Here is a 16,059-nt window from a genome sequence, read left to right as displayed (position 1 = left end):
TCGCGGCCGGCGAAAAGCCACACACAAGCCTGTCGTGCAATCATGCCGTGTCAGAATTCTGTTTCGGGGGATTGGTGTGACCCGCCCCTGGGTTAAGCGACGGGGCAGCAGGCATGGTTTCGACCTATCTCAATTACAGCCGGATCACGAGCGACTTGAGGACCAGCCTCGATCGTGTTGCCGACCGGCCGCTGGTCGCGCGCGAAGCGCAGTACTACAAGGAAAATATCGGCAACGTGAAAACGGTCGACGATTTCCTCGACGATTACCGGCTCTATTCCTACGCCATGAAGGCACACGGTCTCGAAGACATGACCTATGCCAAGGCCTTCATGCGCAAGGTGCTTGAAAGCGATCTGAAGGATACGGACAGTTTTGCCAACCGCCTCACGGACGAACGCTATCGCAACTTTGCCGAAGCGTTCAGCTTCAGCACATCGTCAGCCGCGGCACAGACGACGGCGCAACAGGATGCACTGATCGGTCTCTATAATGAACGGGTCGCCAATCTCGACACTGTTCTCAAAGGAGACAACGCCTATTTCAACGCAGCTATGGATCTCGTCACCAACGTCGATCAGTTCCTCGGAAATGAACGTTTGCGTTCCTATGCCTTCGGCATCTTTGGCATCGATGCGCGCAACTACTCCTATGATCAGGTCAGATACGCGTTGACCGCCGAGCCGGCGGATCTTGCCAATTCCCAGACCACGGCGCAGACCCGGCTTACCGAAGCCACGAAGACGCTGACTGACTTTGACACGCGGGCAACTGCGATGAAGGACATCGCGGCGCTGACGGCACAGCTTGCAGAGGCGCCAGCGGCGGACAAGCCTGGGATCCAGGCGCAGATCGACGCCAAGAACGCCATCGTCGCCGATCTCAACACCAAGCTGCCGCCGGTCGGTAACGAGTCGACCGCATTGATGAATCAACTTTCGACCGAAGTGAACATGCTGAATAGGCAGATCAGCATGCTCGATGCCTACAGGCAATTGAACGGCGCCTTCAACTTCGAAGCCGATGGTAGCGTGGCCGCGGGCAGCAAGGCGATCACCGACGAAAAGAAGAAGATGCTGAATGAGGCCTATATCTTCAGCAGCCCTCGGCTGACGCCATCGGGAGCCATCCTTAACCGGGATTATTTCGAGCAGAAGATCGGTTCGATCACGACCGTTGCGGAGCTTGTGGCCGACCCGCGCATCGCGGACTACGTCAGAACGGCTTTCGGCTTGCCCACCACCACCGTGAGCGCGACGATCGAGAACATTCTCACCAGCGACATCAACGACCCGAACAGCTACGTCAACAAGTTTGGCGGTGAATACAACAAGGCCTACAAGGCCCTGCATGCCGCGTTCAATTTCCAGCCCGACGGGACGCTGCCGGCAGGCGCCAAGGCACAGACCGCCGAACAGACCAATACCACCACCAGCGGCTATATGGTCCACTACAACGACGCGGACGATGCAGAGGACGAGGGCAAGATCAGCCGCTACAAGCTGCTGATCAAGACCATGAGCAACGTCGATAGTCTCGTTGGCAACAGCGAATTGCGGTCCTTCGTACTCAGCGCCTTTGGCCTCGAAAACGAAGACCTGACACCGCGCAAGCTGAAGCAGATTCTGACCAGTGATCTCAACAATCCGACGAGCTACGCCAACTCCTTGCGTGATGAACGCTATATCAAGCTGGTGAAAGCGTTTAATTTCAACGCGGACGGTACGCTTGGCTCACCCAAGCTGGCGCAGAACGAGGCCGACATCGTCAATACTGCCAAGGCCTACATCGTCGAGAAATCGCGCTTCGGCACGGAGGACGAAAAGAAGACCGCCAAGGCGAAGGCGGAAGGGGAAAGCAAGTACTACACGACGCAGATTCAGAAGATCGAGACGCTTGACGATTTCCTCAAGGACAAGCGCCTCGTCGATATCGTGCTGATCGGCGCCGGCATTGACCCGGAGGGTGTCAAAACCGACTACCTCAAGCAGATGTTCACCTCCGACCTCAACGATCGCAAGAGCTTCATCAACACCGATCCGAACGGCTTGAAGTATCGCGAGATCGTTTCCGCCTTCAATTTCGACAAGGACGGAAAGATAGTTACAGGCGAAGCCGGGCAGATACAGACGCGGCGTGGGCTCACTATGACGTTCGACCTCTACCTCAACCAGACGCTTGAGGAGAGCGAGGGCGAGGACAATGCCGGTGTTCGGCTGGCGCTTTATTTCAAGCGCAAGGCGCCGGAAATCACCACACCCTACGACCTGCTCGCCGACAACGCACTGATGCAGGTTGTTCGGACCGCCTACAGCATGCCCGAGGGCCTCGCGAGCGCCAAGATCGAGATGCAGGCCGCTTACATCGAGCGCCTCATGGATATCAAGGACCTTCAGGATCCCGAGGAACTCGAAAAGCTGCTGAAGCGTTTTACCGCGCTTTATGACGTCGAGAACAACACCGACGTCAATCCGGGGCTTGCCATCCTGACGGGCGGCAGCGGCGGCGGCATCAGTGCCGACGCATTGTTCTCGCTTGCACAGCTGAGAGCCGGCGGCCGGTAAAAAGCGTCGTCAGTCTGCCCGCAACACCTTGTCAGGGTTCATGATGCCCGCCGGGTCGAACGCGTGCTTGATGCGGCGCATCAACTCGATTTCGATCTCGGGGCGGACCTCGGCGAGCTCGTCGCGCTTCAACTGCCCGATGCCGTGTTCGGCCGAGATCGAGCCGTTGTACTTCAGCACGATGCCATGAACGATGGCGTTCATTTCCCGCCAACGGTCGAGGAATGCCTGTTTGTCGGCGCCGAGGGGCTGCGAGATGTTGTAGTGAATGTTGCCATCGCCCATATGGCCGAATGAGCAGATGCGTGCGCCCGGCATCGCCTGCATGACGGCCGTATCGGCCTCCTTCATGAAGGCGGGGATGCTCGATACGGGGACGGAAACGTCGTGCTTGATCGAGCCGCCTTCCGGCTTCTGCGCTGGCGACATGCTTTCGCGCATGTGCCACAGCGCCTTGCGCTGTTCTTCGCTGGTCGCAATCACTGCGTTCTCGACCAGGTCGGCGACGATGCCCTGCTCCAGCAGTTCGTGCACCATGCGTTCGGCACTCTCGGCGGAATCGGAGGTGGAAATGTCGATGAGTACATACCACGGGTGAACGGTTTCCATCGGGTCGCGCACGCCTGGAATATGCTTTGTCGTGAACTCGACGCCGAGGCGCGGCATCAGTTCGAAGCCGGTGAGCGCAGTGCCGCAGAGGCTCGAGGCCTTGTCGAAGAGGGCCAGCGCATGTTCGACGCTGCCGACGCCGGCAAAGGCCACCTGATGGCCAAGGGGCTTCGGAAACATCCTGAGCACCGCGCCGGTGATCACGCCGAGCGTACCTTCGGCGCCGATGAACAGGTCGCGCAGGTCGTAGCCGGTATTGTCTTTCTTCAGCCGGCGCAGCCCGTCCCAGATCTCGCCGGTCGGCAGAACCACTTCGAGGCCGAGGCAAAGCTGGCGCATGTTGCCATAGGCTAACACTGCGGTGCCGCCGGCATTGGTCGAGAGGTTGCCGCCGATGCGGGCCGAGCCTTCCGACCCGAGCGACAGCGGAAACAGTCGATCGTTATCATCGGCCGCCTTCTGGATATCGGCAAGGATGCAGCCGGCGTCGGCAACGATGACATTGCCGACGGGGTCGATGTCGCGAATCCGGTTCAGCCTCTGCAGCGACAGGACGATATCGGCCTTGCCCTCGCGCGGGATCTGACCCGCCACATGGCCGGTGTTACCGCCTTGCGGAACGATTGCCGTTCGGGTCGCGCTTGCAAGCTTCATGATGCGCGACACCTCCTCGACCGAACCGGGGCGAAGCACCATCGGGGTGGTGCCCTTGTAGAGCCCGCGGGATTCGATGAGGTAGGGCGCGAGGTCCGCCGGGTTCGTCAAGGCATTGGCGCTGCCGACGATGTCGATGAAGGAGGCGATCAGTTCGGGAGAGGGGAGCGTCGTCGTCATGGCCCTGCCTTCGCAAATGCGCCCGACGGCGCTACTGCATAATTCCTTAAATCGGAATCGAATTAAGGACAAAATTATGCAGCGGGTTTAGAGCGTTACAGCGTCCTTTGCGCGTCATATTTGACGCACGGCGCTGTAAAAGTGCCTGTCGGTCAGTCTCTGGGGGCGGCAGCACGCTGCAGCCGGTCGAGGATCGCCTCTCCCAACCCTTCCGAAGGGATGGGGCCGAAGGCGATGGTTGCGGAGCCGCTGGCATCCGCCCTCTTCATATAGTCGAAAAGATTGGCAGCTGCCTCGCGCAGGCTGCCTGCCGGGCTGAGGTCGAGTACGATCGCGGCGTGCTCTTCGCCGGGGAGCGACGCATTGCCGAACCGGATCAGCGCTTCTCCCGGACGCACGTCGGCGGCGTCGAGCCGGACAGCTGCGCCCGGCGCGTAGTGCGAGGCGAGCATGCCCGGGGCCTCGATAGTCGCTCCGGCGCTCTGCGGCCTCGAGACGGTAAGGCCGGTCAGCCTTTCGATTTCGAAGACGTCGAGACCGCCCGGACGCAGCAGGCGCAGCGCGCCGTCCTCGACCTTGATGATCGTCGATTCAAGCCCGATCTCCGCAGAGCCGGCGTCGAGAATGAGCTTGAGGCGCGGCCCGAGATCGGCTTCCACATGGGCAGCGCTTGTGGGACTGATCTTGCCCGACGTATTGGCGCTCGGTGCGGCGAGCGGGCGGCCGAAGCGGGCAATCACCCGACGTGAAAAGCCATCAGGCATGCGGATGCCGAGCGTGTCGAGGCCGGCCGAGGCAAGCGCGTGCACGGTGCTTGTTGTGCGCTGGGGCAGGATCAACGTCAGCGGGCCGGGCCAGAACGCTTCGGCCAGGCGCCGCGACAACGAATCGAATGTCACATGGGCTTCAGCCATCGCCATGTCTGACACATGCGATATCAGTGGGTTGAAGCGTGGACGCCCCTTCATCTCATAAATACGGCTGATCGCATCGGGATTGGTGGCGTCCGCTGCCAGGCCGTAGACCGTCTCGGTCGGAATCGCGACGGGCTCGCCTTCGGCAAGCACCGCACAGGCACGCTCGATCGCCCGTTCCGGCTCGGTCCGTGTATCGATGATTTCGGCCATGTCGCTTCCGTTTCCCTTTCCGAGGCTTCCTTAAAGGAGCCACGGTGAAAACAGAACGATTTTCTTCAGGCAACCGGGTCTGCGCTTCAGAGGCTGCGAATGATGCGCTTCAATGCCTCGTCGCGCGCGCCGAGCATCAGCACGTTCTTGAGCGCGACTTTCGGGTCGTCGGTACGAAAGAGCAGCCCGTTGTCGCGAACGCTGCGATTGATGGTCATCTGCCCCTCTGGCGCATCGGGCTCGATGGCAACGGCGAAGTACATTCGGGAATAGCCGGTCTGGATGCGTTCGAAGAAGTGTTTCTCGTCGCCGAGGTCACAGAAGAAGTTGGCGAAATAGAACGACCAGGTGACGTCCTTGGACGGGGCGAGATGTGTTCTCGCCGCCGTGACATGGCAATAGCCGAGATGCGGCCGACCGGTGAGCGTGCGGTGGAAGATCATCTTGGGAAACTGGATCGAGGTATGGAAGCCGTTCATCCGCTTGTGCGTCGTTTCGCCGGCGGTCGTCAGCTTGTGGGCGGTGCGCTCGGCAACCTCGTCATAGCTCAGATAACGCCGCTCGCGCTGCGACCATTGACGCCTTTCTATGCGGCCGGTGCGCAGGAACTCGGTGTGGACCGCTGTCTTCGGAGCGATCGTTGGCAGCTTCTCGGCTGCGGCGTCGTAGTATTTGAGCTTTGCCATGAACTTCAATGCGCTGTTTGCCGGTTCGGCCGGTTTCTCCGTCAGGCGACGCTAATGCATTATGGTTAATGGAAGATTTCACTCGCGTCGGTGGGCCTTGCCCCGCGTCACGGGAAGACATGTCGCAAAATGGCGAAGGATCCGCGCTTTCTCGCAAGCCTTGCCGGAAAAAGCGACAATTGCTCAATCCTTGAGCTATCCTATTGTTTACAATGAAAAATGATCAATCACAGGGCGTTTGGTGCGCTTGATGTGCTGTGTCGTCTTTCTGGAATCGGATGTCGTTAATCGGCAGCTACGACGATGGCTTCCGCGATTAGATATGCCTACTCAAGGTGCTGTCTTTTAGGGAAGGCGGAGAATTGGGAAGCCGGTCAAAACCCGGCGCTGCCCCCGCAACGGTGGTGGAGCGAAAGCCACGGCACAAAGCCACTGGACGGTTCCGTCCGGGAAGGCGCCGGGCTGGTCCTTGCGGACGGCTCCTGAGCCCGGAAACCAGCCTTGACGCGAACAGACCGTAACGGGTTGCGGCGGGCAGCCGGATCGGAGCCGTCATCGCACAGGCAATGCGCCCGTGCGGGTTCCAGTCCTGCCTCTCCGAAACAAGGCGAACGAGGACAGGACATGGACATCAAGGGCGATATGCTCCGCAAGCTGAAGGGTCGACGCGACGGCTACAGCCTCGACCGGGCCTTCTACATCGACCCCGACTACTACAGGCAGGATCTCGAAAGCATCTGGTACAAGGACTGGTTGTTCATCGGCCACGACTGCGAGATCCCGCGTGCCGGTAACTATTTCACCGTCCAGGTCGGCGATTATCCTGTCATTATCGTTCGCGACCGACAGGGCACGATCCGCGCCCTGCACAATTCCTGCCGTCATCGCGGTTCTCGCGTCTGCGCGCAGCACAAGGGCTCTTCGGCCAAGCTCGTCTGTCCCTATCACCAATGGACCTATGAGCTCGACGGCGCGCTGCTCTTTGCCCGCCAGATGGGCGAGGATTTCGACAAGGCGGCCCACGGCCTGAAGCCGATCCACTGCGAGACCGTCGGCGGTTACATCTTCATCAACCTGTCCGAGCAGCCGATGGATTTCGGCCCGTTCCGCGACATGGTCGCGCCCTATCTTGCGCCGCACCGCCTGGGTGAAACCAAGGTCGCCTTCGAAAGCACGATCATCGAAAAGGGCAACTGGAAACTCGTCTGGGAAAACAACCGGGAGTGCTACCATTGTGCCGCCAACCACCCCGAACTTTGCCGCACCTATCCCGAAGCGCCGACGGCGACCGGTGTGCAGGGCGCCAAGGATGATCCCGTCATTGCCGCGCATTGGGCGAAATGCGAAGCAGCCGGACTGCCGAGCGAGTTCCGGATGTCCGAGACCGGCCAGTTCCGCTCGGCGCGCATGCCGTTGATCGACGACGCCGAGAGCTACACCATGTCCGGCGCCCGCGCCGTGCGGCGGCAACTGTCGGCAGACGTTAGCCAGAAGCATATCGGCACGCTCCTGCTCTTCCATTATCCCTCGACCTGGAACCATGTGCTGGCCGACCACGCCATCACCTTCCGCGTCCTGCCGCTCGGCCCGGAGCTGACGCAGGTGACGACCAAGTGGCTGGTCAACAAGGACGCGGTTGAAGGCGTCGACTACAATCTCGAGCAACTGACGCATGTCTGGACCGAGACCAACGATCAGGACCGCCAGATCGTCGAGGAGAACGCCTTTGGTATTCGCTCGCCGGCCTACCAGTCAGGCCCCTATTCGCCCGAACACGAAGGCGGCGTGATGCAGTTCGTCGAGTGGTATTGCAAGTTCATGGAACAGCGCCTGCAGGGCGAGGCTGCTCCGCTTTCCCGGGTCGCCTGACATGCAGATGGCATCCTCGTTCCATCATTTCGACGAGCTTCATGTCTGGATCGACAGGCAGAACATGCTCGAATGCACATCGGCCGTGATCGAGACCGCCGATGTGATGACCTTTACCTTCCGGGCGGAAAAGCCGGCCTGGTTCCGCTATCTGCCTGGGCAGTTCGTCACGCTCGAGCTGCCGGTCGCCGACGAGCCGGTCATGCGCACCTACACGCTGTCGTCGACGCCCTCCCGGCCGTTGTCGATCGCCGTCACCGTCAAGGCGCAAGCCGATAGCATCGGCACGCGCTGGATGTTCGATCACCTGAAGCCCGGCATGCGGCTGAAGGCGTTCGGTCCGCTCGGCGATTTCAGCTTCGTGCGCCATCCCGGCGAAAAATATCTCTTCATATCGGCAGGCTCCGGCGTCACGCCGATGATGTCGATGACGCGCTGGATGGCGGACTGCGTTCCCGAGACCGACGTCACCTTCATTTCCTGCGCCCGCCGGCCAGACGACCTTCTGTTCCGCTCGGAACTGGAAGTGCTGGCGCGCCAGATGTCCGGGCTAAACCTCGGCTTCGTGGTCGAGGGGCATGAGTCAAGGCACGGATGGCACGGGCTGCGCGGCCGCATCGACGGCGCCAAGCTGCCGCTGCTTGCACCCGACTTCATGGAGCGCACAGTGTTTTGCTGCGGTCCGGAGCCGTTCATGCGCGGCGTGCGCGAGTTGCTGAAGGCGGCCGGTTTCGACATGAGCCGCTATCACGAGGAAAGCTTCCAGCCGGCGGCAGCACCGGCAGCCGAGGAGATAGCAGTCAGGGCAGGGGCGGCAGCCGACGCCGAAGCGCAAGGCGCCAAGGTGGTCTTCACCATGAGCGGCAAGGAGATCGAGGCCAAGCCCGGCCAGACGATCCTGCAGGCGGCGCGGGCCAACGGCGTCAGGATCGGTGCGGCCTGTGAAGGCGGCATCTGCGGTACGTGCCGGGTGATGAAAGTCGCCGGCGAGGTCGAGATGAACCACAACGGAGGTATTCTCGACGACGAAATCGATGAGGGCTACATCCTCGCCTGCTGCTCGCGGCCGCTTGGAGATGTACAGATCGAAGCCTGACAATGCTTGATGGTCGCGGGGAGCGTGTTCTTTCCGCGACGACCCGTCAGCGGCTGGCCGCGGCCGCCAGCCGCACGGCGCGGTCGTGCCGACCGAAATCGATCGACCCGGTCGCCATCATGTCGACGCCTTCGCCGGCGGCGCTGGCAGCTTCGGCGCGGCTGATAAGCAACGGCTGGCTTTCGATTTTCGCCGTCGCCTGGGCAGCGCTGGCGGCGCCGACCCCGTCGTCGGCTCTGGCAATGAGAACGAGCGGCAGTGCCTTTTCCGGCAACAGGGCGCCGCCGGCCCAGATCGGTCGCAAGGTGGCGCTGCTCATAGCCGCGACATTGACGTCGATGTCGTCAAGTGTACCGGGCACACGATAGGGACAGCGGCGTTTGCCGCAATTGATCCCTGACGAGAATTGCCACAGCGCATAGCTGTCCCAGTTGCCGATCGGAAACACATTGCGGATATCCGGCTTGTAGCGGGCATACCACAGGGGTAGTCGCGACAGCAGTCGGTGCTTCGCGCGGTTGGCCGCGATGTATTTGGCCGTGACATGATTGGTGTAGAGCATCGGGTAGCGGCCGGTGCGGGTCTTGATATGTCCGGCAAAGATCGCCGCGTCTTCGAGCGACATGAATTTGTCCGGGTCGATGCCTTCGAGATCGAGCACCATCAACTCGTCGTCGCGCGGGCTCGCATAATCGAGAAAATGGTTGGCCTGATCGACCGGGTTGCCGGGGCGGGCAAGATGATAGGCGCCCCACAGCAGCCCATGGGAGCGGGCGATCATCCGCCGTGTCTGGTAGAGCTCGCGGCTGACGGCGTATTTGCGCCACATCGTCTTGCAGTGGGCGACAGTGTCGCCGCCATGATCGCCGGTGCAGGAGAAGCTTTCCGGCAGGCCGTCGGAGGCCTTGGCGATGAAGCCGGAGATACGCTTGTCGGAAAGCATTGTCTCCCAGTCGATGCTGTTCATTTCATAAGCGTCGACGATGATGGCGTTGGACTTCGACTTCCAGGGCTCCAGTTCGCCGGCGCGTGCGTTCACCGCCGCGAAAGCCAGACCCAGGAGGGTCGCGAGGCGCAGAATCATCCGTAAGGTGGAGATATACCGCTTTGCCATTCAGTGAGATTGCCGACTCTACAGTTAATTGATCGTAAATCCCAGTCCCCGAGCCGACTGTGCTTGAGACGGTGGCGAATGTATAGAGACTTATGGCTGTATATCAGAGGGTGCTTCTATTGCTGTCGCTGTCCCTTGTCGGTCCGATATCTGCAGCTCCATGTGTACTGTCACAGGCGTGAAGCCAGTCTCTTTCGCCGTCCGTCGAGGCGACAGGCGAGTCAACTTTGTATGCCGGAACATGGAACAAAACCCGTCACTTAGACGTTAGCCGGCGACCGTTTTCGATCGGACCGTAATCAGGATACGTATCGACACGCGGCTGAAATCGCGCAAACTGGCGGTTGTGAAGGTGGCTCGCTGGCGTCGGAAGCGGCGCAAGTGCTCGTATGGAGAGTTATATGAGAACAATGACAGGCAAGTGGTTCGCCGCAGCGATTGCTGCCGCGGTCTTGATGACTTCGGCTGTGCCGTCCCAGGCTTTCATGCCGGCTCCGCTGCGTGTTGAACGGCAGAGTGATGCCACCGAGGTCCAGTATCACCGCCCCGGCTACGAACGGCGCGGCGGATATTATTATTACAATGGCTATCGCGGCTATAACTATCGCCGTCCGGGCTATCGTTATTATAATGGCTGGTGGTACCCGATGGCGGCCTTCGGCGCCGGCGTGATCATCGGCGGAGCCGTTGCCCAGCCGCCGCGCTACACGCGGCCTGCGCCTGCCTATGGCAGCCGCCATGTGCAATGGTGCTACGACCGCTACCGCTCCTACCGGGCCTACGACAACACCTACCAGCCCTACGGCGCGGCGCGCCGGCAGTGCTACTCGCCCAATAGCTAAGAGGGCAAGGAAGAGACAGCAAAAAGGCCGGGCATTGTCCGGCCTTTTCTGATGCCGGCAAGGTCAGAGAATGCCGATCCGCCTGAGGATCCACCACGCAAGGCCCATGGAAAGCGCGATGAACAGCGCGGCATACAGCGTGCCGCTGCCATCGGCGAAGGGAAGGGCGCCGGTGTTCATGCCGAAGAAACCGGTGACCAGCGTCGGCGGCAATAGGAAGGCTGTCATCAGCGACAGAATATAGAGGTGCCGGTTGGTTTCGGAGGAAATCTTGCTGTCGATCTCTTCGTGCAGCAATCGGGCGCGCTCCTGGAGTGCGAAGACGTCGCGATCCACGGCCTCGAGCCGATCGTAGAGGCGCTCGGTGACGTCGATGAAACCGGGCGGCACCTCGTCTTCGTCCGACGCGCCGGCGCGGCGAAGGAGAGCAAGGATCGTGCGCAGGTGCCGGTGAAGGCGAACCACGGTGCGGCGCAATGGCGCCAGGCCCGGCTGCTGCCGGTGACCGGCTTCGCCATAGACGTGATCTTCGATGACATTCAGCTCTTCGGTCAGTTCGAGCACCAGCGAGATCAGCGTGCGCTGGAATTCGACCACCAGCATCTCGAAGAGGTCGATCGGCCGCGCGCATTTGGTGCTCTTTTCGACTGCGGCCTTTACCCGGTCGATGCTGCGCAGCGGGTGCAGCCGCGTCGTGATGATCACCCTGTCGCTGACGGCAAAATGCAGCCAGCCGATCGTCTTCGTCACCGCATCGAAAGTGCGCTCGAAATCGACCAGCGTTCCGTGCACGATATCGTCGGAGACAGTGATGGCCGCCTGGGTGTCGTGGCTGGTCAGCGTCGTTACGGCTGCCGGCGGCAGGTTGCCGATCCGCTCGATGAGCGCCGGCGTTCGCGCGTCCGAAAGCGCCAGATGCAGCCAGACCCAGCCGTCGCCCTTGATGAGACCGTCGATCGAGGCATCGTTGGCGATGCGCTGGCATCGGCTTTCGCCAGGCAGGAAGCGGTAGGCCCAGACCAGGCCGGGTATCTCGGGGGAAATCAGGTTCATTTGAACGCCTTGGCGAGGGCCATCGTTACTGGCTTCTATGCGCCGTTGATGACAGTTTTGTTACGATGCCGTCCGCACCGGCAACCATCACAACGCGGGCTGAATTGACGTTGACGTTTACGTAAAAATCAATAGTGTTCGGCCAAACGAAGATGCGCCGGCAGCTGCGAAAGCGCCCGGTATCTGGGAGGATCATCATGTACAAGGCACCCGTTGACGAGATTGCATTCACGCTGAAGCACGTGGCCGGAATGGCCGGGGCGCTGGAAAGCGGCGCTCTCGGCGACCTCGGCGAGGATCTCGTGGATGCGATCCTGTCGGAGGCAGGACGTTTCGCGACCGAGGAAGTGGCGCCGCTCGGCGACGTCGGCGACAAGCAGGGTTCCCGTCTCGTCGATGGCAAGGTTCAGACGCCTGACGGTTGGCGCGATCTCTATCACAGCTGGATCGGCGGCGGCTGGAACGGGTTGACGGCTCCGGAAGAATTCGGCGGCCAGAACCTGCCGCATATGCTGCATGTCGCGGCCATGGAAATGTGGAACGCCGGTTCGATGGCATTTGCGCTCGGGCCCACGCTTACCATGGGCGCCGTCGACGCGCTGGAGAAGCATGGCTCCGAGGCTCTGAAGGCAACCTACCTGCCGAAGATGGTATCCGGCGAATGGACCGGCACCATGAACCTGACGGAGCCGCATGCCGGCTCCGATCTTGGCGTTCTCAAGACCCGGGCCGAACGTCGCGACGACGGCACCTATCGCATTTTCGGCCAGAAGATCTTCATCACCTGGGGCGAACACGATTTCACCGACAACATCGTCCACCTCGTCCTGGCGCGGCTGCCGGATGCGCCTGCAGGCACCAAGGGCATTTCGCTGTTCCTCGTGCCGAAGTTCCTGGTGAACGCCGACGGTTCGCTCGGCGAGCGCAACGATCTGTTCTGCCATTCGCTCGAGCACAAGCTCGGTATCCACGGTTCGCCGACCTGCACGATGATCTATGGCGACGGCAAGTTCGGCGCAGAGAAAGGCGCGATCGGCTACCTCATCGGCGAAGAAAACCGCGGCCTTGCCTGCATGTTCACGATGATGAACAACGCCCGTCTTGCCGTCGGCATGCAGGGCGTCGCGATTGCCGACGCCGCCACCCAGAAGGCAATCGCCTTTGCCAAGGAACGCACGCAGGGCAAGGCGCCCGGCTGGTCCGGCCAGGGCATGAGCCCGATCATCGAGCACCCGGATGTTGCCCGCATGCTGCTGACGATGAAGGCCCTGACACAAGGGTCGCGCGCCATCGCCTATGCCTGTGCGCATGCGGTGGACATGGGCCATGCGGCAGACGGCGACAAGGCGAAGTTCTGGCAGGAGCGCTCCAGCCTGCTGACGCCGATCGCCAAGTCGTTTGCGACCGATGCCGGCGTCGACGTTGCCTCGCTTGGCATCCAGGTTCATGGCGGCATGGGCTTCATCGAGGAGACCGGTGCCGCTCGTTACCTGCGCGATGCCCGCATCGCCCCGATTTACGAGGGCACCAACGGCATTCAGGCGATCGATCTCGTCACGCGCAAACTGCCGCTTTCGGGCGGCGAACACGTCCGTGGCTTCATTGCCGAATTGCGCGAGATAGGTGGCGCGGTCCGCGCCTCCAACCGTGAGGGATTCGGCGAAACTGCGGCGCGACTAGATGCTGCGCTCGACGATCTCTCCGAGGCGACGGAATGGCTGATTGCTGCTGTTTCGGCCGGTAAACTCTCCGAGGCACTGGCAGGAGCCACGGCCTGTCAGCGCCTGTTCGGTCTCGCCTTGACCGGCGCCTACCTCGCCAAGGGCGGTCTGGCCGAAGCGTCTGACGGTAAGGACGAGCAACGCATCGCGCTCAGTCGGTTCGCCGCGGAAAACATGCTGGCGGAAACCTCCGCCTTGAAGGATCGTGTCGTTACCGGTGCCGACAGCCTTGCTGCCGCGCGCGCCGTCTTGGGTTGAGGGGAAATATCATGACCGACCAGGTGCTTGTCGAACGTCCGGAAGCCTATCCGGGCGTGCAGGTCATCCGCTTCAACCGGCCGGAAAAGAAGAACGCCATCACGCGCGACATGTACGCGAAGATGACCAATGCGCTGACGGTTGCCGGCAGCGATCCGGCCGTTCGCGTGACCGCGTTCCTCGGCACCGAAGGCTGCTTTTCCGCCGGCAACGACATGGCCGACTTTCTGGCGTTTGCCATGGGCGGCAGCATGGGCACCGAGGTCATCGATTTTCTGAAGGCGCTCGCGGGTGCGGCCAAGCCGGTCGTCTCCGGTGTCGACGGGCTTGCCATCGGCATTGGCACGACGATCCACCTGCATTGTGATCTGACCATCACTTCCGCCCGCTCGGTGTTTAAGACGCCCTTCGTCGATCTGGCCCTGGTGCCGGAAGCGGCGTCGAGCCTGATTGCGCCGCGCATCATGGGGCATCAGCGTGCCTTCGCTCTGCTTGCCGCCGGCGAACCCTTGGAAGCGCGCGACGCGCTCGAAGCCGGACTGATCTGGAAGATCGTCGGCCAGGATGCCGTCGAGGAAGAGACGCTTTCGCTCGCCGCCCGCCTTGCCAAGAAGCCGCCGGAGGCGCTGCGCATCGCCCGTGATCTCGTCCGCGGTGACCGCAGTGATGTGCTCACGCGTATCGACGAAGAGGCGAAGCACTTCGCAGCGCAGCTGAAAAGCGCCGAGGCAAGGGCTGCTTTCGAGGCCTTCATGCGTCGCTAGGACGTTTTCCCGGCATCCCTTTCGGTGCCGGACAAGCAAAGTCGGGGCGGTCCTTTAACCGTCCCTGTGTGAAGATCGCGTTGCCGCCGGCATCCCGAACTTGCATATGACAATTTTAATCGCTTCTTAAATAGCGATCGCTAGCGTGCGGCGCGATAGGCCTACCCTCACCAGGGTGGCCCCGGCCGCATGAGGCATGGCTGGCCCCGCCTTTTTGGCATGTTCAACGTTTTCCCGAGGCTTGACCAACCGCCACTCCGGCGGCTGAGCGATGCTGCGCGTGAAAATCATCGAGAGCTCATGTCCGGCGAAGCACGCCGGCCCCTGTTAGGAGCCCATCTTGTCCAAGCGATCGAACCTCATGACGCGCATTCTCGTCGCCGCGTCCGGTGTCGTTGTTACCGCCTTTGCCGGCTTTTCCGTCTATATCGACACGCTTCAGTACGACACAACCACCAAGGCGGTCGAAGAAAACATCTCGTCCTCCGGCGTCCAGGCCGCACAGAGCGTCGCCAAGTGGCTCAACGGTCGCGTCACGTTGACGGCGATGGTGGCCGACGCCGCCGGTCGGACGACCGATGACAACGGCGTCCAGCCGATCCTCAAGAACGACGTGCTGACCAACGAGTTCATCTCGACCTATGTCGGCAACGAGAGCGGCAAGTTCATCACCTGGCCGGACAATCCGATGCCGGCGGGCTACGATCCGCGCCAGCGCCCGTGGTATCAGCAGGCCGTCAAAGCCGACGCGCGTGTTCTCACCGAGCCCTATGTCGACGCCTCGACCGGCGACCTCATCATCAGCGCTGCCGTTCCGGTCAAGCGCGACGGCAAGCTTTACGGCGTCACCGGCAGCGACTTCTCACTGGAAACGCTGGTCTCGATGGTCAAGGGCATCGACGTCGGCGGCGAAGGCTTCGCCTTCCTCGCCAGCAAGGACGGCCAGATCCTCGTTCACCCGGATTCCAAGCTCGTCACCAAGACGCTTGCCGACGCCTTCCCGATCGACACCCCGACGATCAGCTCCGGCATCATGAACACCGAACTCGATGGCAAGCCGATGATCGTCAGCTTCGTACCGGTTCAGGGCCTGCCCTCGGTCGAATGGTATGTCGGCTTCGTCATCGACGCCGATGTCGCCTATTCCGCGATCGACCAGTTCCGCATTGCCGCAACCGTCGCGACCATTCTCGCCGTCGGCGTCATGCTCGTCTTCCTCGCAACCTTCCTCAACCGCCTTGTCATCCGCCCCGTCACCGACATGACCGGCGCGATGGAGAAGCTTGCCGCCGGCAATCTCAACGTCGAAATCCCCGGCGAAGATCGCCGCGACCAGATCGGCTCGATGGCCGCCGCAGTCGCCGTCTTCCGTTCCAATGCGGTCGAGCGTGCCCGCCTCGAAGACGAGGCCGACGCCAACCGTTCACTGTCGGAGCGCGAGCGCCTGGAACGCCAGGCTCGCGATGCCCGTGATGCTGCCGAAGTGCAGCAGGCCGTCGATGGCCTGGCAAGCGGTCTCGGC

At 61.6% G+C, this 16,059-nt stretch carries 12 protein-coding genes and 1 riboswitch; of the genes, 7 read left to right on the top strand and 5 right to left on the bottom strand.

All coding sequences use genetic code 11. From position 1 onward, the window contains the following. Positions 1-113 precede the first annotated feature (113 nt). Positions 114-2,564, top strand: coding sequence for a DUF1217 domain-containing protein (locus BKP54_RS11460; protein ID WP_084814465.1), 2,451 nt, complete (start codon positions 114-116; stop codon positions 2,562-2,564). A 9-nt stretch (positions 2,565-2,573) separates the two neighbouring features. On the opposite strand, the gene BKP54_RS11455 is transcribed toward BKP54_RS11460, so the two are convergent. From BKP54_RS11455 to BKP54_RS11445, 3 genes are all read right to left on the bottom strand, one after another. After that, entirely contained in the window at positions 2,574-4,007 is a 1,434-nt protein-coding gene (locus tag BKP54_RS11455) for an FAD-binding oxidoreductase (protein ID WP_025426132.1), read from the bottom strand. Positions 4,008-4,159: 152 nt separating this feature from the next. Next, complete coding sequence (locus BKP54_RS11450; protein ID WP_025426133.1) at positions 4,160-5,134, bottom strand: L-threonylcarbamoyladenylate synthase; 975 nt, start codon at positions 5,132-5,134, stop codon at positions 4,160-4,162. An 86-nt stretch (positions 5,135-5,220) separates the two neighbouring features. Next, entirely contained in the window at positions 5,221-5,820 is a 600-nt protein-coding gene (locus BKP54_RS11445) for a DUF6656 family protein (protein WP_025426134.1), read from the bottom strand. A 316-nt stretch (positions 5,821-6,136) separates the two neighbouring features. Next, positions 6,137-6,339: riboswitch (cobalamin riboswitch) on the top strand. A gap of 105 nt (positions 6,340-6,444) precedes the next feature. Here BKP54_RS11445 and BKP54_RS11440 point away from each other — a divergent pair. Next, positions 6,445-7,689 (top strand): aromatic ring-hydroxylating dioxygenase subunit alpha, encoded by a 1,245-nt coding sequence (locus tag BKP54_RS11440; protein ID WP_025426135.1) that lies wholly within the window; start codon positions 6,445-6,447, stop codon positions 7,687-7,689. A gap of 1 nt (position 7,690) precedes the next feature. After that, positions 7,691-8,785, top strand: a complete 1,095-nt coding sequence (locus BKP54_RS11435; RefSeq protein ID WP_057212461.1) for a hybrid-cluster NAD(P)-dependent oxidoreductase — start codon at positions 7,691-7,693, stop codon at positions 8,783-8,785. A 46-nt stretch (positions 8,786-8,831) separates the two neighbouring features. On the opposite strand, the gene BKP54_RS11430 is transcribed toward BKP54_RS11435, so the two are convergent. Continuing rightward, positions 8,832-9,899: a GH25 family lysozyme gene (locus tag BKP54_RS11430; RefSeq protein WP_057211590.1), complete on the bottom strand. Its 1,068-nt coding sequence runs from the start codon at positions 9,897-9,899 to the stop codon at positions 8,832-8,834. A 410-nt stretch (positions 9,900-10,309) separates the two neighbouring features. On the opposite strand from BKP54_RS11430, the gene BKP54_RS11425 reads away from it, so the two are divergent. Then, positions 10,310-10,741: a BA14K family protein gene (locus BKP54_RS11425; RefSeq protein WP_025426138.1), complete on the top strand. Its 432-nt coding sequence runs from the start codon at positions 10,310-10,312 to the stop codon at positions 10,739-10,741. Between the two features lie 63 nt (positions 10,742-10,804). Here the strand turns inward: BKP54_RS11425 and BKP54_RS11420 are convergent, their stop codons facing one another. After that, positions 10,805-11,794 carry a transporter gene (locus BKP54_RS11420; RefSeq protein WP_025426139.1) on the bottom strand — a complete coding sequence of 330 codons (990 nt, stop codon included), beginning with the start codon at positions 11,792-11,794 and terminating at the stop codon, positions 10,805-10,807. 197 nt (positions 11,795-11,991) lie between these two features. Here BKP54_RS11420 and BKP54_RS11415 point away from each other — a divergent pair, with 197 nt between their 5' ends. The 3 genes from BKP54_RS11415 to BKP54_RS11405 form a co-directional block, all read left to right on the top strand. Further along, positions 11,992-13,773, top strand: coding sequence for an acyl-CoA dehydrogenase (locus BKP54_RS11415; protein WP_025426140.1), 1,782 nt, complete (start codon positions 11,992-11,994; stop codon positions 13,771-13,773). Positions 13,774-13,784: 11 nt separating this feature from the next. After that, positions 13,785-14,537, top strand: a complete 753-nt coding sequence (locus BKP54_RS11410) for a crotonase/enoyl-CoA hydratase family protein (protein ID WP_025426141.1) — start codon at positions 13,785-13,787, stop codon at positions 14,535-14,537. Positions 14,538-14,898: 361 nt separating this feature from the next. Then, on the top strand, positions 14,899-16,059 hold a 1,161-nt coding region (locus BKP54_RS11405; RefSeq protein WP_245317827.1), incomplete at its 3' end, for a cache domain-containing protein.

It is taken from the genome of Ensifer sp. 1H6 (assembly GCF_001976035.1).
Classification (GTDB): Bacteria; Pseudomonadota; Alphaproteobacteria; order Rhizobiales; family Rhizobiaceae; genus Ensifer; species Ensifer canadensis.
The sequence above is the reverse complement of the archived record's forward strand: the minus strand, read 5'-3'. Positions and strand labels throughout refer to the sequence as shown.